Source organism: Lactococcus sp. FSL K6-0773, from assembly GCF_038006485.1.
Taxonomy (GTDB): Bacteria; Bacillota; Bacilli; order Lactobacillales; family Streptococcaceae; genus Lactococcus; species Lactococcus lactis.
Genome location: NZ_JBBOVF010000001.1, coordinates 2,163,579 through 2,184,154, shown reverse-complemented (window position 1 = coordinate 2,184,154; position 20,576 = coordinate 2,163,579). Strand labels below are relative to the sequence as shown.

Here is a 20,576-nt window from a genome sequence, read left to right as displayed (position 1 = left end):
AAATAGAGTGAGTCAACTCTATTTTTTTTAGAAAATATTTCCAAATTACTTTAATTTAAGCTTCTAAATAACTTTCCCAAATATTATCAAACAGGGTAAGATTAAAGTAAAATGGGGCTTGGGTTTCTAAATAAGTCGAAATTTCATCGAAATCTTTAGACTGTTTTGGAAAAAGCGGGTCTTGAAAAACTAAATTTGCAAGACGAGTTGCATCATCTTTTTCTACTGGTGCACGATGGCGCATAAGGTAATTATAAAAAGTCATTTTCTCTTTCTATTATCATTAAGTCGGAAAATTAATTATTTTTTCCATTGTTTTTCCAAAAAATCATGACGAATTTTACTTGATTGGGCATAATCTTCTGGATTTTTTTTGTAAAATCCTTGATGGTAGTCTTCTGCTGGCCAGAATTTTTGAACGGTTTCAATACTTGTCACAATAGGTGAATCAAAATTTCCGCTGGCTTGCAATTGCGCTTTGCTTTCTTTGGCAATTTTTTCTTGTTCTTCGTTTTCAACAAAAATGACTGGACGATAGTTATCCCCACGGTCTTCAAATTGACCAAAAGCATCTGTTGGGTCCGTGAGTGTCCAATAAAGTTCAACAAGACTTTGATAGGTAATTTTACTATTATCAAAAATAATTTCTACTGCTTCTGTATGACCAGTCAAGTGTTTTTTTACTTGTTCATAAGTTGGATTTTCAACATTTCCACCTGTATAGCCACTTATCACAGATAAAATCCCTTCTCGTTCTTCAAAAGGTTGAACCATACACCAAAAACATCCACCTGCAAATATTGCTCTTTCTGTTGCCATTATTTCTCCTTCACTTTGTTTGTCTTGTGAAATATTATAGCATAGCTCAAAAAAAAGTAGCCAATTAAGCTACTTTTTTACTGACAGAAATTTTTATAAGTCATAAGACTGACAGAATTTACTGACAAATGCTTTTAAATTAAGCTTAGTATTTCTAAAGAAGCTGTTAGTAAATTATTCTCCGATTAATTCTGTTCCCTCTGGACTTTGTTTGATTTTTTTAGCTTTCATCAAACCACCAAGCGCTTTTTTGAATTGTCCTTTTGAGATTCCAAAAGTTGCTTTTATTTCATCTGGATTTGATTTGTCATTAAATGCCATTTTCCCGCCCATTGATTGAAGATAAGCTAAAATCATTTGGCTATCAGCATCAAGCATTTCATAAGCACGTGGTTTTGCTGACAGATTTAGACTACGGTCTTCTTTTCTAAAACCAATAACACGAACTTGAAGTTCTTGGCCGACACGTGGAACTGAGAAACGTTCATTTGGATGAATAAATCCTAGCATATTGTTGTCAGGCAAATAAACAAATGTTCCTGATTCTTTATTTCGATAAACAATTGCTCGTAAATCTTGGTTTTGCATGTTATCATAACCAGGACCTGCAAGATTCCAGAAATCTTCATGCCATGCTAAATGACCCCAAATTCGCTCTTTTCTGTCAATAATTAATTTCACATAAAGTTGGTCACCAACTTTTGGCCATTGGTCTTTTTCGAGTGGCAAATCATCAAGAGAGACGACCACATCTTTTCCTGGTAAACCTGTGTCAACAAAGGCACCAAGGTCCTTACGTACAGCTGTTACCGTTCCCCAACCATAATGCTCATTTGTTGCTTTTTGTTCCAAAGTCGTCAAACGACGATGGTCATCTTTATCCACATAAACAAAACCAGTTACCACATCGCCAACTGTATGTTCACCTTCTGTTTTATCTAAACGTAATAAATCTTCTCCCTTTTGGAGAAAATAGAAACGTTCACTTTCTTCCACGATTATCGCGGAGATTGTTTGTCCAATAATACTCATTTGTACCTCTTTATAAAATGTGATTGAGAGACTATTTGTCTCTGTTTAATTGATATTTCCTTCGTAAATCCGTGATTTTTCACCCCAAGGATGATAGCCGTCAGCTAGATAATGAAAATCAAAGTGCTCATAGAAATCAGCAAAATCCGTTGCAAGATAAAGTTTATCAATATCAAAAGTTCTGCAATCTTCTTTTACTGCTTCAATCAACAGACCAGCAAGACCTTGATTTCGAAATTTTTCTTCAACATAAAGTGCACAAAGCCAAGGGTATAAGTCCATTCGACTAATAAAATCATTGCTAATCAGTCCACAACCCGCAATAATTTTTCCTTCATCAACAATCAGATACCACTGAGGAATCTTTTTGTTACTCTCTAAACTATGCTTCAAACAGTCATCATATACAGGGTTACTGTCCGTATTTCCCCATTTTTCCTGAAAAAATCGAATTGCTTCTTTGAGATAAGATGGTTGCTCTCTAAGTTTGATTAGTTCTCTCAAATTTATCCATCCTGACAGATTTTTGATGTAAAAACGGCTCAATGGAGCCGTTAATGCTTTTACAGATTACTTTATTTGTTAGATTGTTCTACTTAGATATCCAACAATTCTTTTTCTTTAATTGATGCAAGACGGTCTGCTTCTTTAACCGCGTCATCAGTCACTTTTTGAATGTTGTTTTCAAGATCTTTAAGATCATCTTCAGTGATTTCTTTTGCTTTTTCTGATTTCTTAGCAGTGTCCATTGCATCACGACGGATATTACGGATTGCTACTTTTGCTGATTCAATATATTTACCCATTTCTTTGACAAGTTCGCGACGGCGTTCTTCTGTCAACATTGGGATAACTAAACGAATCACAGAACCATCATTTGCTGGTGTAATCCCAAGATCTGATTCATACAATGCTTTTTCAATATCTTTCAAGATTGATTTATCAAAAGGAGTAACCATCAATACGCGCGCTTCTGGAATTGTGATTGACGCTAATTGATTGAGTGGTGTTGGTGCGCCGTAGTAAACAACTTGAACACGGTCAAGAAGACTTGCGTTGGCACGACCAGCTCGGATATGTCCTAAATCACGTTGTAAACTTCCTAATGATTGTTTCATCCGGTCTTGAGCTGTTGTAACAATTTCGTTTGCCATTTTATTTCCTTTTTCTTTTTTTAATTCTTCTATTTATTTTACTGACAGAAACTTTGTCAGAGATAAGTGTTAGTGTTTTAATGATTACAGTTATGCTAGTATTTCCATCATAGGATAGTCGTTGACGCTTCAGCGTTTACGAATATGCTAGTATTTCCATCAGTAATTTTTTAATGAATAAATTTACTGACAACTTTTTTGTAAGTAAATCTTATTCAACCGTTGTTCCGATTTCTTCACCACGAACGACACGTGTAATATTTCCAGCTTCATTCATGTTGAAAACAACAAGTGGAATATGATTATCCATTGACATTGTTGAAGCCGTACTGTCCATTACTTGCAAGCCTTTGGTAATAACATCCATATGTGTCAAATGTTCAAATTTAATAGCATCAGCAACTAATTTAGGGTCAGCATTATAAACACCATCAACACCATTTTTAGCCATTAAAATGACATCAGCATTAATTTCCGCAGCACGTAATGCAGAAGTTGTATCAGTTGAGAAGTAAGGCGAACCAGTTCCCCCAGCAAAAATGACAACACGTCCCTTTTCTAAATGGCGTTCAGCACGACGACGAATATAAGGTTCAGCAACAGCTTTCATCTCAATGGCTGTCATCACTCGTGTGTCAACCCCAATATTTTCAAGAGCACTTTGAATGAACAATCCATTTTGAATTGTTGCAAGCATTCCCATGTAATCTGCCTGAGCACGTTCCATTCCGGCTTTCTCACCAGTAACTCCACGCCAAACATTACCACCACCGCAAACAATCGCAAGTTCTGCGCCCAAATCATGGACTTCTTTGAGTTCTTCAGCGACAGCTTTTGCTGTTTCAGGGTCAAATCCGAAACCTTTTTCGCCTGAGAGGGCCTCTCCCGAAAGTTTTAACAGTACGCGTTTATATTTAATTTCAGCCATATTGCACCTATTCTATTATATTTTCTCTATTTTACCATAAAATGCTCACGAAAAAAAGACTAATCAAAGCCTTTTTAGAAACTATCATGATGTCAATAAACCCAGGTGTCCCAACAATTGAATAAGTAAATAAATCACAAAAAGAATCCCCGCAATCCAAAAGATTAAATTAAGACTTTTAAAACCTTGCCAAATTGGATGCTTGATTTCTTCTAACTCTTTCAATTTTTCCGGGTCCAGACTGTCAACATGTTTAAGACTGTGTTTCCAAAGAATTTCAGCAGGAATCACCGATTTATTAAGTAACAAATCTCCATTAGGTTCAATCTTAATCTCATTTCCAATCCATGAAACCATTCCCCCAAGAAACAAATTTGCGCCATATGTCTTTTTTAACTTACTCACATCAAAAGGATTCATCAGCAAATCAATTTGCTCATGAACAGGATAATATCGAACTTGTCCATTATCAAATTCTAAACGTAAACGCACTCCTGGCAACATTTCAGCTTTTGTAACTTTTGGTACATCCTCCATAACCTTCCCTCCATTCACCCTAATTATAGCGCTTTCTTTTATAGAAGACAAACCATTTGTCAAAACTTTACTGACAGCTTTTTCATAAGTAAAAAAATTTACTGACAGCTTTTTCATAAGTAAAAAAATTTACTGACAATTTTCTGTCAGTAAATTTTATCTAATTATTTAGCAGCTTCAACATCACGAGCAATAACCAATTCTTCGTTTGTTGGCACAACAAGTACTTTCACTTTAGACTCTGGTTTAGAAATGATACCAAATGCTCCACGAACATTTTTACTTTCATCAATTTCCATGCCAAACCAAGAAAGTCCATTAACTACATCAGTCCGAACAGCTGTATCATTTTCACCAACACCAGCCGTGAAAATAAGAGCATCAGCCCCATTTAATACTCCAAAATATTGGGCAATAAATTTCTTGAGACGGTCAACATACATTTCATAAGCAAGAATCGCTTTAGGATTTCCTTTAGCCACAGCTTCTGAAAGATCACGCATATCACTTGAGAGTTCTGACACCCCAAGAACTCCAGATTCTTTATTGAGAATGTCAATCACATCTTGAGCATTTCTAAGGCTTGGGTCGCTCTCTAACATATAAGGAATGACTGAGGCGTCCATTTCACCTGCACGTGTTCCCATCATTACACCAGCAAGTGGTGTAAATCCCATTGAAGTATCAACAGATTTTCCAGCTTCAATTGCTGTAATTGAAGCTCCATTTCCGATATGAGCCGTAATTAGCTTCAAATCTTCCAATGGTTTTCCTAAAACTTTTTCCGCTTCTTGGGCGACATACATGTGTGACGTTCCATGTGCTCCATATTTTCTGATTGAATAATCTTCATAATATTTTGTTGGAATAGGATAACGATAAGCCTTTTCTGGCAAAGTACTGTGAAAAGCAGTGTCGAAAACAGCAACTGCAAGTGCATCTGGTAATAAACGTTGAAAAGCTTCAATCCCTAAAACATTAGCAGGATTATGCAAAGGAGCCAAAGTTGAAAGATTTTTAATCTCAGCCAAAACCTCAGGACTAATAACCGTAGAAGTTTTGAAAAATTCCCCACCTGCAACAACACGATGGCCAATTCCTGTGATTTCACGGAATTCATGAATTAATTTAAAGTGAATTAATTCATCCATTAATAACAAAACAGCTTGACGATGGTCAACAATTTCTTGTTTTCTAACGTGTTCTTCATTGTTAAATTTAGTTGTTGAGATTGAGCCAGACAAACCAATACGTTCAAAAATTCCTTTAGCAATCACGGTTTCTTCCGGCATTTCGTAAAGTTGCCATTTTAATGACGAGGAGCCTGCATTGACAGCGAGCGTTTTTTCCATACTTACTCTCCTTAATGTATGCGTTTTATTCTTAAAATTATATCATATTTTATGTCTGATTTCATTTCTCCTCCCTCAAGGATTCCCAGAACTTATCATTTTATGTCATTTTAAAAATAAAAAAGATTTTGTTTTAGAACAAAATCTTTTAATTAATTATTTTTTAAGTGCTTCAACATCACGAGCAATTACAAGCTCTTCGTCAGTTGGAATCACAAAAACTTTTACGCGTGAATGAGGTGTTGAAATTTCTCCCTCGACGCCAAAGACATTTTTCTCAGGGTCAACTTCAATTCCAAACCAAGTCAATCCAGAAAGAATTGCTTCACGAACAGGAACCGAATTTTCACCAATACCAGCGGTGAAGACAAGAGCATCAGCCCCATTCAAAACGGCCAAATATTGACCAATAAATTTTTGAATTCGGTCAACATACATCTCAAATGCAAGTTTTGCATCAGTATCTGTATCTTTAGCAGCAATGATATCACGCATATCTGATGAAATACCAGATACACCATAGAGACCAGATTCTTTGTTCATCATATCAACAACACCTTGAGCATCTTTTAACTCAGAGTCATTTTCAATAAGGTATGGAAAAACAGAAGGGTCCATCTCACCTGTACGTGTTCCCATCATTACTCCAGCAAGTGGTGTCAATCCCATCGAAGTATCAATTGATTTCCCACCTTTTACTGCTGTCAGTGATGCGCCATTCCCGATATGAGCAGTGATAATTTTAGTTTCTTCAATTGGTTTTCCAAGTAATTTTGCAGCTTCTTGTGAAACATACATGTGTGAAGTTCCATGAGCCCCATATTTACGGACAGCATAATCTGTATAATATTTTTTAGGCAATGGATAACGGAATGCTTTTTCAGGCATCGTTGTATGGAAAGCTGTATCAAAAACTACTACTGAAGTTGCATCAGGTAGTAAGTTCAAAAAAGCTTCAATTCCTGCAGCATTTGCTGGATTATGCAAAGGAGCAAGAGCTGACAAATCTTTAACTTGTTGCAAAACTTCTGGTGTAACAACTGTTGATTTTTGGAAAATTTCACCTCCAGCAACCACACGATGTCCTACACCTGTAATTTCAGTAAATTCCTCTACTATTTTCAATCGTTTTAAATCTTCAAGTAAAACTTCTACTGCTTCTGTATGATTTGGAATGTCAAAAACGCGTTCTTCTTTTTGCTCACCAAATTTGACGGTCACAATCGAATCTTTCAAACCAATTCGTTCGATTAATCCCTTGGCAAGAACTTTTTCTTCTGGCATTTCATACATTTGCCATTTCATAGATGATGAACCAGCGTTAACTGCTAATGTTTTGGTCATGTTTAATAAACCTTCCTTGAATTTGAAATACGGTTAAATTATAACACAATTACAATTCCTTTTGTGTTTTTCGGTCATGATTCACGAGCTTAATTCAAGATGTAGTTTTTAAAATAAAAACCTTTTCAAATTCAATTATTTTCATACACTTTAACCAAAAAAATTACTGACAGAACCTGTCAGTAATTTCAATCTTATAATTTTACAATTTTTGTAAATTCTTCCATAAAGACTTCTAAACTTTCTCTGTCTGTCAGTGAAGACAAAGGGTGAGCAAAAGTTGCATGTGCAGCCGGCCCCTTTTTCAAAACATAAATCGCCTTAGCATCAGCATTAAAAAGTGATTTTGGTAAAGTGATGATAGCCATCACACTTCCATGTTTACTAATCCACTCCTTTAATAGTGGTCCTTGAGGACTTGTCAGTAAATCTTCTGGAGCTAGGAAAATGGCAAAAGAACCCTCTTTTAAATAATTAAATGATTGCTCAATCAAAAGATGATGAGCAAAAGTATGTCCGTCAGTAGTCGCAACTTCAAAATTCTTTGCAACTTCATCATCCGGATAAAAACCAATTGGTAAATCACTGACAACAACGTCTGCAGGTTCCATCAAACGCTTTTGTACTGCATCAATTTGCATGAACTCAGCCTGACTCCCCATAATTTCAGCCATTGAAGCAGACAAATCTAAAAGTAAATCATCAACTTCAAAGCCTACATAATCAACCTTTTTATTAAGATTAACTAAAAGCGTTTCAGCAAGATTACCCATGCCAGACCCAAATTCAATTAAACGAAGTTCAGAATTTTTATTAAGATGTTCAATAATGAAATTAAAAATTAAACCAATTGCATCTGGAGTCATTGCATGATTGGGCTGAAGTGGTGCGACTTGTGACCCTTTCAACAAAACAAATTGAAAAAGTTTTTGCCACTCCTTATTTGATAAATTTAACTGACGAAGTTTGTCATTATTTACTGACAATTCAACAATTCCTTGGTCAGTATCGTCTAAAAAAGCAGCATTTTGTTCTACAAAAGCATCATAAAAATCTGTACCCAATTTCTCAGATAGTAACATAATATTTGCAACAACTAGCTCAAAACCTTGAGCCACTTTTTCCATATCCATGTTTTTTCTCCATTTCTACAAAATCAAAATAAAACTGCCAAACTTTGACAGTTTTATTCATTGCTTGATTATTAATCAATCAATCATTTATTTTTTTCTTTTTCGACTGTCCAACTTTTCCAATTCCATCCAAGCTCTGACCGTTACGACAAGCATCGCCACAATACCGATAATTTCTAAAAGTAATGACCGATGGCTTACCGCCTGGGCCACAGCAAAAGCAAGAACTAGAACTCCAACACCAGCAAAGAAGAAAATGTCCATACTCCGCCGAACGTCTTTGGGCATCATGAAAATATACGCAAAGGCAACTAAAATCAACAAGATAATATAGAACATTTTTCTCCTTTCCAATGACAAGAACTAACGAAAAATTAATTTATTCATCATCAAACTTTCAATAATTGAAAATCAAGTTTCTCTATTTGATTAAACTTATTTTTTCTTCTTAGTTGATTTTTCACGCATTGCTTTATCCAAAATTTGTTTACGCAAGCGGATTGATTCTGGAGTTACTTCCAAGTAATCATCATCTCCAAGGAATTCCAAAGATTCTTCAAGTGAAAGAATTTTTGGTGTGTTCAAAACAGATGTAGAGTCTTTATTTGAAGAACGAACGTTTGTTTGTTGTTTCATTTTAGTGATATTTACAGTCAAATCATTATCACGACTGTGTTCACCAACAATCATCCCACCATAAACTTCAGTACCTGCATCAACAAAAAGTTGTCCACGTTCTTGAACGTAACCCATTGCGTAAGAAGTAACTTGACCTGAATCCATAGAAATCAAAGAACCACGGTGACGTCCACCGATTTCTCCCTTAACAGCTGGAAGATATTGATCGAAAGTATGGTTCATAATTCCGTATCCACGAGTCATTGACATGAATTCTGTTGTGAATCCAATCAAACCACGTGCAGGAACAAGGAAAATCAAACGCGCTTGACCGTTACCAGTGATTTGCATATCAAGCATATCACCTTTACGTTCAGAGAGCGCTTGGATGATTGAACCTTGGTATTCTTCAGGAGTGTCGATTTGAACACGTTCAAATGGTTCGCAAGCAACACCATCAATTTCTTTGATGATAACTTCAGGACGTGAAACTTGAAGTTCATATCCTTCACGGCGCATTGTTTCAATAAGAATTGACAAGTGCAATTCACCACGACCAGAAACAACCCATTTATCAGGAGATTCAGTGTTTTCAACACGAAGTGAAACGTCAGTTTGCAATTCAGAAACCAAACGTTCTTCAACTTTACGTGATGTTACCCATTTTCCTTCGCGACCAGCGAAAGGTGAATTGTTAGCAAGGAAAGTCATTTGCAAAGTAGGTTCGTCAATGTGCAAGATTGGCAATGGTTCAACGTGGTCTGAAGGTGTAACAGTTTCCCCAACGAAGATATCTTCCATACCAGACAAAGCAATCAAATCACCAGCTTTTGCTTCTTGGATTTCTTGACGGTCAAGACCGAAGAAACCAAAAAGTTTAGTAACGCGGAAGTTTTTAGTTGAACCATCAAGTTTAGACAAAGTAACGCTGTCCCCAACTTTGATTGTTCCACGGAAAACACGTCCAATACCAATACGTCCAACATAGTCATTGTAGTCCAAAAGTGAAACTTGGAATTGTAAAGGTTCATCAGAGTTATCAACTGGGCCAGGGATATGGTCGATGATTGTATCAAAAATATTTGCCATTGTGTGTTCTTGATCAGCTGGATTATCAGACATTGATGAAGAACCATTGATTGCTGAAGCATAAACAACTGGGAAATCCAATTGTTCGTCATCAGCACCAAGTTCGATGAAAAGTTCAAGAACTTCATCAACAACTTCAGCTGGACGAGCAGATGGTTTGTCAATCTTATTAACAACAACGATTGGAGTCAAGTTTTGTTCCAAAGCTTTTTTCAAAACAAAACGTGTTTGAGGCATTGTTCCTTCATAAGCATCGACAACGAGGACAACCCCATCAACCATTTTCATAATACGTTCAACTTCTCCACCGAAGTCCGCGTGACCTGGTGTGTCCAAGATGTTGATACGAGTTCCGTTATATTCAACTGCTGTATTTTTGGCAAGGATAGTAATCCCACGTTCTTGCTCAAGTGCATTTGAGTCCATCGCACGTTCAGCTAATTCTTTACGAGCATCCAACGTTTGAGATTGTTTTAAGAGTTCGTCAACCAATGTAGTTTTACCATGGTCAACGTGGGCAATAATAGCGACGTTTCTAATATCTTCGCGTAATTTAGTCAATTTTATCATACCTTACTTTCGTATATATCTAACCCATTATAGCACACTTTTCTAAAAGCTGTAAATGCACACGTTTACAAGCCTAACAAAGATTTTTTTACTTCCAAAATGAAAACCCCAAAGAAAAATTTCTAAGGAGTTCTTTATTTTTTTATAATTAATAAAATCAGTAAAAATGATTATGTTGTTAACATTCTTTTATTCTTAAACTGTAGAGAAAGAGTAAAAGAAAAGCAACTAAACCAAATAGAACAGCAATAATATATCCAGCTCCATAAAAGGTTAGAAAGATAGAAAGTTCAGCCCCAAAAGTATTCCCAGATAAACTATGATTAAAAATAATCATAGACGGAAAAGCTATAACTAAGAAACTAATGTAAAAAATAAGACTAGCAAAAGAAAAATAGACACTAAAATTTATTTTCCTATAAATGAGAAAAAGTGATATAAGCAACACCAATCCCAAAATGAAACTATAAAAAGGGACTTGATGAAAAAGAAAATAAAAGAAATTTTCTCGACTTTTTTTATAGTCAAAATTCGTATTCAATTTAGCCTGATTTACCGTTGCAGGAAGAAACATGGTTCCTATCCAAATGATGAATGCAAGAAATACTTGCCAAATTTTTATGCCTTTTATATTCATTCCAATTCCTCCCACTTAATAAGCTCTATTTGTTGTTTGGAATTTCCATGTACTATTTCCCCGTTTAAGTGTGGCAAAATACGTAGCTCCTACATTTGCCCCACTTGCTGGAACTTTTACAGGTTTATAGTTTCGCGTAATTGACCACGATAAACTATTCCCTTCTGATTTGTCATCAACTTGTTGAGTATAACCACTTGAACCTTTAATCTGACCATTCGTTGCAGTAGTAACACTAGAATTAGCAACATAAACATGGTCAATGCAAGAACCATAGCCACCTGTTACTTTTGTTAGCGAAGTATAGCCATTAGATACTATCCAATTTATATTCAGTTTAAACGTAACAGAATAAGTCTTATCTGAATTTGTCTGATTTTGGCTGGCAGCAAAAACTTTTGTACCCCAAAATTCTCCAAAGGACATTGCATTCAAATTACCCACTTTTTTAACTACTTCTGCTTGGCTTAAATCTGCTGTATAGGTCCTTACACCCATAATCGTACCTTTATCGTTCGAAATTACCTGACTATCCACCGTCACAGGTGCAGCCAAATTAGGCCCACCACTAGTATTATCTAATGTAACACCATTATTTACAACATATTTAACTTGCTTTTTCGTATTTGTTATTATTTTATCTGCCTTTTTAAGTATATTCAAATTAACTTTTCCATTTTTAGACACATCAACATTAGGTGCTAATGCACCATCTGCTTTTACAGCAAGTCCAGTTGCAAATAATACACTGACAACAAGTGTGCCAATAATAATTTTTTTCGCATTCATAACTAAATACTCTTTTCTTAGTCTGTAAGTTACTAATCTAAGAGCTAGTCTTTAAATTATAACTTACTTGATGTTATATTTTTCATTAAAAAATTACCCACTTTCTTTTTGCACGATATATCTTTGAGTTGATATTGAACTTTATTAATTTTCCATTGGTCCTCCCTCTCTTTCAAGATTTATTTCTATCATTATTCATACTTTAATTGTAAGCCTTTTTATTTTCGTTTACAATATTTTTTTGCACAATTTCATCATTTTTGTGACGAAATCATTTTTTTGTGATGAAATTGATACTTTCATTGTAAAAAGTAAAAATCACCCCAATATATTACCTCATCTGGACAATTCAACAACCTCATCTGCCATTTCCCAAATAACAGGATTATGCGTAGCGATAATAATAATCCGATTTTCATTTTTCATACTCAAAAGCAGTTTCATCACTTCTTCACTATTCTCAGAATCTAGTGCTGCTGTTGGTTCATCCGCCAAAATAACCGGTGAATCTTTCAAAATCGCTTTAGCAAGTGCTACACGCTGTGCCTCACCACCTGACAATTCATAAATTTTTTGATTGAGTTTTAAATAGGCTACATTAACTTGTGCCAGAGTTTCAAGCTTTTTTTCTTGTTTAGTTTTCTTGGATAACTTTTGATTAATCAATCCCAAATCCAAATTTTTATCAATCGTTTCATTTTCAATCAATCCAAAATTTTGAAAAAGATAAGACAAATCATTTAGAAAATAGGAATGTTTCTTGATTTTTGATAATTCTTTTCCCTCATAAAGAATACTTCCTTCGTAGGATTCAAGTTTAGCAATCATATTCAGTAAGGTTGTTTTACCAGAACCTGATTGACCAATAATGGCATAAACTTTCCCAGCTTCAAAGGTTAATTTAAAGTTATCAAAAACCTTTCTATGTAAAAATTCTTTTATAATATTAGTTAATTCAAACATCTATTCTCCTTTCAAACTATTTATTTGTCCATTTTCAAAATTCTTCATTTGAACAAGTAGGATAATGAGCGAAATAAACCACAAAGCACTTACAACAAAAAGAGAATATAAAAACTCATTGCTGATTATTGTCAATGTTGGTAATAAAATCAAAAGTAATCCCAACTCTACAAAAATGAACCGACGATGAATTCTCAAGTTGGGCATTCCAGAAATAAATTTTATTACGATTGTTCTTCTGAAATGAGTAAAGTAAAGGACATGGAGTAAAATATAGAAAAAGCTAATGACAATAATCGTTATAATGGCTGATATGATTGCCATACTTAAACTCTCTTTTACAAGATTTGTCTGTGCTTCATACTGTCCATAGGCATTAACTAAATAATGAACCTTATCGTATAGTCCCAACTCTTTCAGCCTATTAAGCGTTTGTTCTTTACCTTTCACAAAAAAGTAATCATTATCCCCTGCCCATGATATGCCCGTTTCTTCTCCTGATGATTGCGGTGTTATCACAACAATAATTGGGTCAGAGATTTCTTGTTGCGTTGTCATTTTCTCATAAGCCACATTGTAAATAAAACGTTTTTCGCCATTTGGTACTTCTTCAACGTATTTCGCCTTCATCTTGGTCTCTTTTTTGCCATTTTGTGTTGTTTCCGTCAATAGTTTGTCGTACTGAGCAATCAATTTTTGACGATTTTTCATTTGATTTTTTGGTATCAGGAGTCCATATTCTCCAAGTTTGAGATTAGAAAAGTCTTCTTTAACATTTATATGTTGTGCTTTCAGATAACTTGGTGTGACAATGAGTTGTTCGTCGCTACTTTCTTCTGGTCCATCAAACAAATTATGTCTAACGAATATCGCATCATCTTTCGTTACTTCAATATTATAAAAGTTCCACCATGCTTCTACTTCCTGAGAGCTAACCTTAAGATTTGGTGCACCAGAAATCGTGTCATAATCTTTTTGTTGCTTCCATTTGTCTAAATCAGCGTCCTGTTTTTTTAATTCGATTTGATTATAGTGAATTCCTGATAGGCTTGTGACAAGGACAATACTCACAACAAATTGCATCAAAACCACAAGAACCATCAAAACTGTTGTCGGCAATTTTCCTTTAATAAGTGAATTGAGTTGACTCCGAGAGAGGATAAGCATGATTATTGCACTTACTAAGCATGACAGTAGCACAAATATCAAAGAAGAAAAGAGGATAGAAAATAAAGCAAAAATGTGAAGCGACAGGTTGCTTAGACCAGTTATGAGCAAGTAACTAGAAGTCCCTATCATAGCAATAATCGTCAAAATTGAGATAAACTTTATATCACGAATACTATCTGAAAATACAGTATTCAACAAGGTCTTTCCAGACAAAAGCTCTATTCCTGATTTTCGTAACTCTGAGATTCTTACAAAAATAGCTAAACCGACAAAAGCCAGAAAGATACTTATCAATAAGGTTACAGCCTGTGGATTACCATAGATATTATAGTACTCTCCTAAGATTGTCAATCGCTGAACAGGTACAGCTATCACGTGAAATTTATTGCTCAAGTAATTGCTCAGTTCCTCAGAACTCGTATGACCTGTCATGATATGGTAGGTCGCTCCCATTCCCAGTAAATCATTTTCAGCTCGATTAGCTTTAGGAAATAAACGCATATTACTCGCAAGCTTCCCATCTCCAAAAGTCATATAGCTCGGCTTAAAACTCCCGTTTCCCTCAGGTCTAACAACTGTAGAAACAATGAATGACTGATGACTCATTGCATAGTTATCTAACGTCGCAACAACCTGCTCATTCTTCGGAATCTGCGTTGACTTTTGATTGATGTTATTCATGACAAGAGCCCCTTGCGGAAGGCGGTCTGCAATAATATCTTGACTTTTATTCTCAATACTTATAGCATAAAAGGCTGTGACTAACACAATAGCCACAGTCAGAAAAACATACTTTAGTTTTTTCATCTGCATTTATTACCAACTTCTAGTGCCTACCCAGCCATTGCTGTGATAGAAAGTTGCAGGTTCTGCCCAACGCGTATTTAACCATGCATAGGCCTGTTGATTCGCATGAACACTGACAACTCTACCTCCATATTTATCCCCGTAAGTTACTTCAGCCCAATGGTTCCCATAGTTGTTCCAGTAGGTAGCGTAAGCTCCCATACCATACTTTTTGTCATTTGTTGAGCCTTGAGAATAAGTTGAACGATTAATAGCGAATACAGGGCTTACTTGAAGGAGCGTTCCGCCGAGAGTCGCAAGGATAAGTGTTGAAACAAGTAATTTTTTAGTTTGCATTTTTCTACTTCCTTTCTAAAAATTTTTAATCTTTTGTAGAACTTTTTAAAAATTCTACTACAACAAAATTTTTAGTACCTCCTTTCCTCACTTTGAGGGTGTACAAGCCTCTGGTCGAATTCGTTTGTTTAACATTTTTAAGTTGATGTTAAATTTCTATATTCCGATTGTAAACCCTTTCATTTTTGCTTACAATCTTTTTTTGCATAATTTCATCATTTTTGTGACGAAATCGCATTTTCTGTGATGAAATTGAGTTTTTATCAGGTAAAAACAAAAATCACCCTAAAAAAGAGTGATTATTTTATTCGTTTTGAATGTTTTTTGAGTTCTTTTAACTCTTTTTTGCAAACCGCCGGTGCTTTGACTTTTTTCAAGCTTTGTTTGAAACATAGCGTCAATCCGTCTTCTTCAATTCGACGAATTTTATTTGTATCAACAAGTAAACCGCGTCCAAGTGCAAGTAAATTGGGAATTTTCTTTTTTACATCAGAAATCGTACCACGAACTAAACATTCATTATCTTTTGTGATGGCTCTAAGATAATTTCGATGTGTTTTGTCCGCTTCAATATATAAAAGAGAATCTATCGAAATTGGATAACCACTGATTTCGACAATATTTAGCTCATTTGTAAAACAGTAGAGCAACACTTTCTTAATCATTTCTCTAACTTCAGTATCAGAGTCACTGGCCACAGTCATTTGAGTCCATAACGGAGAGGTAGTAAAGTTCAATAATTCATCTTTTAAGTCAGGATTATCAGTATAAATAAGAAAAAATGCCTTACTTTCTAACTTCTGTATTTTTTTCAGTATTTCGAACTCTTCTTTTTGTACAATTTTTATAAAATAAGTCTTAACTTCATTAAGGTAAATTTGAAGAAATTTATAGACATGCTGATGATTATAGAATACCATTGTTGCATCGATCTCGTCTTTTATCCCAAGTTCTTTTTCATTTTCAAGAACAAATCGCTCCAAGCGATTTACTGCATAAAAGTCCGCATCAATCAAAATTCTATTCATTTTTTTACCTTCAACAAGTAAATTTTAACTATAATCTTATTCCAAAAGCATCATTACCATTAAATATCTTTTTAGTTACGTTTTCAAATTATATTGTATTATACCATTTTATAAGCAAATTCTGCGCTATTCGCTCTCTTTTACATATAGCTTGGACTTGAAAGCCTTTATCAAATACGGTAAAATGTAGTAATGAAAACTCTCTATGACGTGCAAGAAATGCTGAAAAAATATGGATACATCAATCTTTTTCCAGATCGTTTGGATGCGATTGCTTTTATGCAAATTGAATTAGGAAAAATGCTTGAATCAGGAATATTTCAAAAAAGCGACCATGACTATTTGACTGCTCGCTTGATTTTGGCACGTGAAGAGAGAATTGAAAAGAAAAAATCTACGACCAATAAAAAATGATTCTTTTTTTATTGTCAGATTGGAGAAAAAAACATGACTGCAAGTAAAATTATCGGTATCGACCTTGGTGGAACTTCAATTAAATTTGGAATTTTGACACTCGATGGTGAGGTTCAAGATAAATGGTCTATCCCGACAAATATTTTAGAAGATGGAAAACATATCGTTCCTGATATTATTGAATCAATCAACCACCGTTTAAGCCTTTATAACTTGGACAAATCTGAATTTCTTGGAATTGGAATGGGAACACCAGGTTCAGTAAATATTTCTGAAAGTACCGTAAAAGCTGCTTTTAACTTAAACTGGGCAGATACTCAAGAAGTAGGTAAACCAATCTCTGAAGGTGTTGGCCTTCCATTCATTTTGGATAACGATGCTAACGTTGCTGCTCTTGGCGAACGTTGGGTAGGGGCAGGTGAAAATAATCCAGATGTTGTTTTCATTACTCTTGGAACTGGTGTTGGTGGCGGAATTATCGCTTCAGGTGAGCTCGTTCATGGTGTTGCCGGAGCTGGTGGCGAAATTGGCCACATTTGTGTTGACCCTTATGGTTTTGAATGTACTTGTGGAAATCGCGGTTGCTTGGAAACAGTAACTTCTGCAACAGGTATCGTTCGTTTAGCTCGTAAATTCGCTGAAGAATATGAAGGTGATTCTACTATTAAAGCAGCTATTGACAATGGTGATGAAGTGACTTCTAAAGACATCTTCTTTGCAGCTCAAGAAGGAGATCACTTCAGCTTATCCGTTGTTGATAAATTTGCTTATTATCTCGGTTTTGCTTGTGCAAACCTTGGTTCTACTTTGAACCCTGCTTCAATCGTCATCGGTGGTGGTGTTTCTGCTGCTGGAGAATTCTTACGTGAAAAAGTTGAAAAATATTTCACTAAATATGCCTTTTCAACTGTTCGTAACTCAAGTAAAATCAAACTTGCTGTCCTTGGAAATGACGCTGGAATTATCGGTGCCGCAAGTCTTGCTCTTAAATTTAAAGGAGAATAATTTTGGTTATTATTATCATTGATATCATTCTTGTTTTAGTAATTATCGGAATGTTTGTCTATCCTCGTTGGAATCTTCGTCGTAATGCTAAACTTGTTGAAGAAGCTGAGTTTGCTCGTTTAATGCCTACTTCTCAATTAATTGATATTCGTGAAGCAAAAGATTTTCGTATTAAACATATTCTTGGTGCACGTAATCTTCCTGCTGGACAAATTGACCAAAGTTTAAATGCCTTAAGTAAACATAAACCTGTACTCATTTATGAAAATGGTCGTCCTGTTGGCGGAGCAAAAGTTGCTAAAAAACTAAAAAAAGCTGGCATTCCTGAAGTTTATATCCTTAAAAGTGGTTTGAATTCTTGGAATGGTAAAACTAAATCTGGTATCTAATTACTAATCGTCTTATTAGTAAATTTCAAATAAAAAAACTCTCTATCATTAACTGACAGAGAGTTTTTTATTTATAAAGTAATTAACCTACTTCAGCTTCAATCATCCAAAGTGTTTTTTCAATATCTCCAAGAGCAGTCGTATATAAGTCAACTGTAACATCATCACCATCATCACCAGCAATTTTAATGCCATCTTTGAAGAGTTGAGTCAAATATTTGTAAGCAACAATCAATTCTTTCACACGTTCTGAATTAGATTTTCCCCAAACGGCGGGAGTCATTTCAATTTTAGAATTTTTATCAAATTCTGCTAAAGTTGAAACTGGAGAACCACCAATAGTGATTAGACGTTCTGCAAATTCGTCCAAATGTTCATCCAATTGATCTTTCAATTCATCCATTTTTGGGTGTAGGTAAAGAAAACCCGGACCACGCAAATACCAGTGGATTTGATGAACAAGTGCTGATGCTTTTGATAAATCAGCAACTGTTTGATTTAAAACTTCTTGTGTGTGTTCATTTGACATAACTAACCTCCATTTTTTAAATATTAAATGTCATAAAGAAACTTAATATTAACTTTTCTATAAATATATTATAAACCAATGAGATTTTTTTCTCAAATGATTTACTTATTTTCTTTTTTCGCTATATTTAAAGTTACAATTCTTCATTTATTTCGTATAGATTAGTATGGACATTTTATTTATATTTTTAATTGGAAGTATTTTTGGCTCCTTTTTTGGCTTAATAGTTGACCGTATTCCACTAAGAAAATCAATTATTTTTGGACGCTCACATTGTGATTCTTGTCAGCAACTTTTAGCCTATCGTGATCTAATTCCTATTTTTTCTCAAATAAGCTCTGGCTCACATTGCCGTTATTGTAAAAGTAAAATTCCATATTTATATGTTTTTTTGGAGTTCTCATCAGCTTTAATTTTTGTTTTAGCTTGGGTAAATTATCTTAAACCTAGTCAATTTTTACTGATTATTCTTTCACTAATTTTATCTGCTTTTGATTATCGTCAGCACAGTTTTCCTTTTGTTATCTGGTTTATTTTTGCACTCAGTTTTATTTTAATATTTCCTCTTTCTCCCCTTTTCTATTTTTGGCTTATTTTAGCCGTCTTAGCTGAAAAATTCAATTTAAGAGTTGGCAGCGGTGATTTTTTATGGTTTTTTACCGCTTCATTTTCTCTAACTTTCTTAAACGAAATGCTGCTCCTTCAAATCGCTTGTTCACTTGGTATCATTTATTATCTAATCACAAAAAAACGAGTTGAAATTGCCTTCATCCCGTTTCTAACTATTGCATATCTAATGTTGCTTTTTGGGCACCAAATTCTGTCACCGTAACCCCTAAAAGCCTTACTCCTAAACTTTCATCATATTCAAGCTCTTCAAATATCTCTTGTGCTACTTCTGCAATTTCTTCTGGACTTTCTAACTTTTCTGCTAAAGATTTTCTTTTTGTCAATGTTGTAAAATCAGAATATCTCAATTTTAAAATGACAATACTTCCTTTTAATTGATGACTCTTTAATGAGTCGGAAACTTTGCCAGAAATTTTACTCAACTCTGCTTTAATATCATCCGGAAGATATAATAGTTTACCATAAGTTCGTTCTTTTCCAACTGACTTTCGCTCACGGTAATTTTTGACTTTCGAGTTATGTATTCCATTGGCCTTTTGATAAAGCTCCCAACCATAAACTCCGAATCTTTCAGCTAAATCAACTGGGTCTGCTTTTTGTAAATCTCCCCCATTAAAGAAACCTAGTGCGTGCAATTTAGGAACTGTTGCTTTTCCAACACCATGAAATTTTTCCACCGGTAATTTTGCTAAAAATTCTAATGCTTCTTCTGGCATAATTAAGGTTAAGCCATGGGGCTTTTCATAATCAGATGCAATTTTCGCTAAAAATTTATTATAAGAAACTCCTGCAGAACAGGTTAAACCTAACTCAACAAATATATCATGCTGAATCAACTTAGCAATTTTAATTGCTGATTGAGCACCGATTTTATTTTCTGTTACATCTAAATAGGCCTCATCAATTGAAGCTGCTTCAATATCATCGGTATAACATTTAAAGATTTCACGAACTTGTTTACTTACTTTTGTGTATTTTTCATAGTTTCCTGAAATAAAAATAGCTTGTGGGCAAAGATCATAAGCTTCTTTAGCACTTGCCGAATGTATTCCAAAAGCACGCGCTTCATAAGAACAAGTTGAAACCACGCCACGTCCACCTGTCTGTAATGGATTTCTGGCAATAACAACCGGCTTACCTTTTAAACTCGGATTATCACGCACTTCAACAGAAGCAAAAAAGGCATCCATATCAATATGAATGATTTTTCGCGAAGTGTCATTGATGAGTGGGAAAGTTAACATATTGCTATTATACAAGAATTAGTTTTCAGACTCAATAGATTGATTACAAAAAAACTCTT

24 protein-coding genes are annotated in these 20,576 nt (G+C 34.8%); 4 read left to right on the top strand and 20 right to left on the bottom strand.

The genetic code is table 11. The features are described from left to right. Positions 1 to 55: 55 nt before the first annotated feature. The 18 genes from MHB61_RS10970 to MHB61_RS10885 form a co-directional block, all read right to left on the bottom strand. Entirely contained in the window at positions 56 to 265 is a 210-nt protein-coding gene (locus MHB61_RS10970; protein ID WP_010906259.1) for a YozE family protein, read from the bottom strand. A gap of 35 nt (positions 266 to 300) precedes the next feature. Next, positions 301 to 819, bottom strand: a complete 519-nt coding sequence (gene msrA, locus MHB61_RS10965; protein WP_010906260.1) for a peptide-methionine (S)-S-oxide reductase MsrA — start codon at positions 817 to 819, stop codon at positions 301 to 303. Between the two features lie 174 nt (positions 820 to 993). Next, positions 994 to 1,851 carry a CvfB family protein gene (locus MHB61_RS10960; protein ID WP_010906261.1) on the bottom strand — a complete coding sequence of 286 codons (858 nt, stop codon included), beginning with the start codon at positions 1,849 to 1,851 and terminating at the stop codon, positions 994 to 996. 45 nt (positions 1,852 to 1,896) lie between these two features. Then, on the bottom strand, positions 1,897 to 2,355 hold the full coding sequence (locus MHB61_RS10955) for a GNAT family N-acetyltransferase (RefSeq protein ID WP_010906262.1): 459 nt from the start codon (positions 2,353 to 2,355) through the stop codon (positions 1,897 to 1,899). A 92-nt stretch (positions 2,356 to 2,447) separates the two neighbouring features. Continuing rightward, positions 2,448 to 3,005: a ribosome recycling factor gene (gene frr / locus MHB61_RS10950; RefSeq protein ID WP_004254618.1), complete on the bottom strand. Its 558-nt coding sequence runs from the start codon at positions 3,003 to 3,005 to the stop codon at positions 2,448 to 2,450. A 211-nt stretch (positions 3,006 to 3,216) separates the two neighbouring features. After that, a complete protein-coding gene (gene pyrH, locus MHB61_RS10945; RefSeq protein WP_004254608.1) occupies positions 3,217 to 3,933 on the bottom strand; it encodes a UMP kinase in 717 nt (238 codons plus the stop codon). Positions 3,934 to 4,017: 84 nt separating this feature from the next. After that, positions 4,018 to 4,470 carry a hypothetical protein gene (locus MHB61_RS10940; RefSeq protein ID WP_010906263.1) on the bottom strand — a complete coding sequence of 151 codons (453 nt, stop codon included), beginning with the start codon at positions 4,468 to 4,470 and terminating at the stop codon, positions 4,018 to 4,020. A gap of 164 nt (positions 4,471 to 4,634) precedes the next feature. Further along, entirely contained in the window at positions 4,635 to 5,822 is a 1,188-nt protein-coding gene (locus MHB61_RS10935) for an acetate kinase (RefSeq protein ID WP_004254599.1), read from the bottom strand. A 156-nt stretch (positions 5,823 to 5,978) separates the two neighbouring features. After that, complete coding sequence (locus tag MHB61_RS10930) at positions 5,979 to 7,166, bottom strand: acetate kinase (RefSeq protein WP_137016326.1); 1,188 nt, start codon at positions 7,164 to 7,166, stop codon at positions 5,979 to 5,981. A gap of 194 nt (positions 7,167 to 7,360) precedes the next feature. Next, complete coding sequence (locus MHB61_RS10925) at positions 7,361 to 8,299, bottom strand: class I SAM-dependent methyltransferase (RefSeq protein ID WP_004254589.1); 939 nt, start codon at positions 8,297 to 8,299, stop codon at positions 7,361 to 7,363. Between the two features lie 87 nt (positions 8,300 to 8,386). Beyond that, complete coding sequence (locus MHB61_RS10920; RefSeq protein ID WP_004254583.1) at positions 8,387 to 8,638, bottom strand: DUF3165 family protein; 252 nt, start codon at positions 8,636 to 8,638, stop codon at positions 8,387 to 8,389. A 96-nt stretch (positions 8,639 to 8,734) separates the two neighbouring features. Continuing rightward, complete coding sequence (gene typA, locus MHB61_RS10915; protein ID WP_025016832.1) at positions 8,735 to 10,567, bottom strand: translational GTPase TypA; 1,833 nt, start codon at positions 10,565 to 10,567, stop codon at positions 8,735 to 8,737. 187 nt (positions 10,568 to 10,754) lie between these two features. Then, on the bottom strand, positions 10,755 to 11,213 hold the full coding sequence (locus tag MHB61_RS10910) for a hypothetical protein (protein WP_010906266.1): 459 nt from the start codon (positions 11,211 to 11,213) through the stop codon (positions 10,755 to 10,757). Between the two features lie 15 nt (positions 11,214 to 11,228). Then, positions 11,229 to 12,002, bottom strand: a complete 774-nt coding sequence (locus MHB61_RS10905) for a hypothetical protein (RefSeq protein ID WP_137016324.1) — start codon at positions 12,000 to 12,002, stop codon at positions 11,229 to 11,231. A 336-nt stretch (positions 12,003 to 12,338) separates the two neighbouring features. After that, positions 12,339 to 12,965: an ABC transporter ATP-binding protein gene (locus MHB61_RS10900; RefSeq protein ID WP_004254567.1), complete on the bottom strand. Its 627-nt coding sequence runs from the start codon at positions 12,963 to 12,965 to the stop codon at positions 12,339 to 12,341. Continuing rightward, on the bottom strand, positions 12,966 to 14,942 hold the full coding sequence (locus MHB61_RS10895) for a bacteriocin-associated integral membrane family protein (RefSeq protein WP_223203826.1): 1,977 nt from the start codon (positions 14,940 to 14,942) through the stop codon (positions 12,966 to 12,968). It lies immediately after the preceding gene. A 9-nt stretch (positions 14,943 to 14,951) separates the two neighbouring features. Continuing rightward, complete coding sequence (locus MHB61_RS10890; RefSeq protein WP_004254552.1) at positions 14,952 to 15,278, bottom strand: lactococcin 972 family bacteriocin; 327 nt, start codon at positions 15,276 to 15,278, stop codon at positions 14,952 to 14,954. A 299-nt stretch (positions 15,279 to 15,577) separates the two neighbouring features. Continuing rightward, a complete protein-coding gene (locus MHB61_RS10885; protein ID WP_004254546.1) occupies positions 15,578 to 16,306 on the bottom strand; it encodes a LytTR family transcriptional regulator DNA-binding domain-containing protein in 729 nt (242 codons plus the stop codon). 192 nt (positions 16,307 to 16,498) lie between these two features. Between MHB61_RS10885 and MHB61_RS10880 the strand changes: the two genes are divergently transcribed. The 3 genes from MHB61_RS10880 to MHB61_RS10870 are packed head-to-tail and all read left to right on the top strand — an operon-like array spanning position 16,499 to position 18,114. Further along, a complete protein-coding gene (locus MHB61_RS10880) occupies positions 16,499 to 16,720 on the top strand; it encodes a YqgQ family protein (protein ID WP_010906270.1) in 222 nt (73 codons plus the stop codon). Between the two features lie 33 nt (positions 16,721 to 16,753). Continuing rightward, complete coding sequence (locus MHB61_RS10875; protein ID WP_004254542.1) at positions 16,754 to 17,725, top strand: ROK family glucokinase; 972 nt, start codon at positions 16,754 to 16,756, stop codon at positions 17,723 to 17,725. A 2-nt stretch (positions 17,726 to 17,727) separates the two neighbouring features. Then, entirely contained in the window at positions 17,728 to 18,114 is a 387-nt protein-coding gene (locus MHB61_RS10870; protein ID WP_004254540.1) for a rhodanese-like domain-containing protein, read from the top strand. 82 nt (positions 18,115 to 18,196) lie between these two features. Here the strand turns inward: MHB61_RS10870 and MHB61_RS10865 are convergent, their stop codons facing one another. Next, positions 18,197 to 18,643: a Dps family protein gene (locus MHB61_RS10865; protein ID WP_004254538.1), complete on the bottom strand. Its 447-nt coding sequence runs from the start codon at positions 18,641 to 18,643 to the stop codon at positions 18,197 to 18,199. Positions 18,644 to 18,809: 166 nt separating this feature from the next. On the opposite strand from MHB61_RS10865, the gene MHB61_RS10860 reads away from it, so the two are divergent. Then, entirely contained in the window at positions 18,810 to 19,475 is a 666-nt protein-coding gene (locus MHB61_RS10860) for a prepilin peptidase (protein WP_004254535.1), read from the top strand. Here the strand turns inward: MHB61_RS10860 and dinB are convergent. Next, positions 19,426 to 20,517 carry a DNA polymerase IV gene (gene dinB, locus MHB61_RS10855; RefSeq protein WP_004254532.1) on the bottom strand — a complete coding sequence of 364 codons (1,092 nt, stop codon included), beginning with the start codon at positions 20,515 to 20,517 and terminating at the stop codon, positions 19,426 to 19,428. The genes MHB61_RS10860 and dinB overlap by 50 nt on opposite strands. Between the last annotated feature and the right edge of the window lie 59 nt (positions 20,518 to 20,576).

Coding starts and splice junctions, on each gene's coding strand:
- MHB61_RS10970 (WP_010906259.1), bottom strand. CDS start 265: ATGACTTTTTATAATTACCTTATGCGCCATCGTGCACCAGTAGAAAAA.
- msrA (WP_010906260.1), bottom strand. CDS start 819: ATGGCAACAGAAAGAGCAATATTTGCAGGTGGATGTTTTTGGTGTATG.
- MHB61_RS10960 (WP_010906261.1), bottom strand. CDS start 1,851: ATGAGTATTATTGGACAAACAATCTCCGCGATAATCGTGGAAGAAAGT.
- frr (WP_004254618.1), bottom strand. CDS start 3,005: ATGGCAAACGAAATTGTTACAACAGCTCAAGACCGGATGAAACAATCA.
- pyrH (WP_004254608.1), bottom strand. CDS start 3,933: ATGGCTGAAATTAAATATAAACGCGTACTGTTAAAACTTTCGGGAGAG.
- MHB61_RS10940 (WP_010906263.1), bottom strand. CDS start 4,470: ATGGAGGATGTACCAAAAGTTACAAAAGCTGAAATGTTGCCAGGAGTG.
- MHB61_RS10935 (WP_004254599.1), bottom strand. CDS start 5,822: ATGGAAAAAACGCTCGCTGTCAATGCAGGCTCCTCGTCATTAAAATGG.
- MHB61_RS10930 (WP_137016326.1), bottom strand. CDS start 7,166: ATGACCAAAACATTAGCAGTTAACGCTGGTTCATCATCTATGAAATGG.
- MHB61_RS10925 (WP_004254589.1), bottom strand. CDS start 8,299: ATGGATATGGAAAAAGTGGCTCAAGGTTTTGAGCTAGTTGTTGCAAAT.
- MHB61_RS10920 (WP_004254583.1), bottom strand. CDS start 8,638: ATGTTCTATATTATCTTGTTGATTTTAGTTGCCTTTGCGTATATTTTC.
- MHB61_RS10910 (WP_010906266.1), bottom strand. CDS start 11,213: ATGAATATAAAAGGCATAAAAATTTGGCAAGTATTTCTTGCATTCATC.
- MHB61_RS10905 (WP_137016324.1), bottom strand. CDS start 12,002: ATGAATGCGAAAAAAATTATTATTGGCACACTTGTTGTCAGTGTATTA.
- MHB61_RS10900 (WP_004254567.1), bottom strand. CDS start 12,965: ATGTTTGAATTAACTAATATTATAAAAGAATTTTTACATAGAAAGGTT.
- MHB61_RS10895 (WP_223203826.1), bottom strand. CDS start 14,942: ATGAAAAAACTAAAGTATGTTTTTCTGACTGTGGCTATTGTGTTAGTC.
- MHB61_RS10890 (WP_004254552.1), bottom strand. CDS start 15,278: ATGCAAACTAAAAAATTACTTGTTTCAACACTTATCCTTGCGACTCTC.
- MHB61_RS10885 (WP_004254546.1), bottom strand. CDS start 16,306: ATGAATAGAATTTTGATTGATGCGGACTTTTATGCAGTAAATCGCTTG.
- MHB61_RS10880 (WP_010906270.1), top strand. CDS start 16,499: ATGAAAACTCTCTATGACGTGCAAGAAATGCTGAAAAAATATGGATAC.
- MHB61_RS10875 (WP_004254542.1), top strand. CDS start 16,754: ATGACTGCAAGTAAAATTATCGGTATCGACCTTGGTGGAACTTCAATT.
- MHB61_RS10865 (WP_004254538.1), bottom strand. CDS start 18,643: ATGTCAAATGAACACACACAAGAAGTTTTAAATCAAACAGTTGCTGAT.
- MHB61_RS10860 (WP_004254535.1), top strand. CDS start 18,810: ATGGACATTTTATTTATATTTTTAATTGGAAGTATTTTTGGCTCCTTT.
- dinB (WP_004254532.1), bottom strand. CDS start 20,517: ATGTTAACTTTCCCACTCATCAATGACACTTCGCGAAAAATCATTCAT.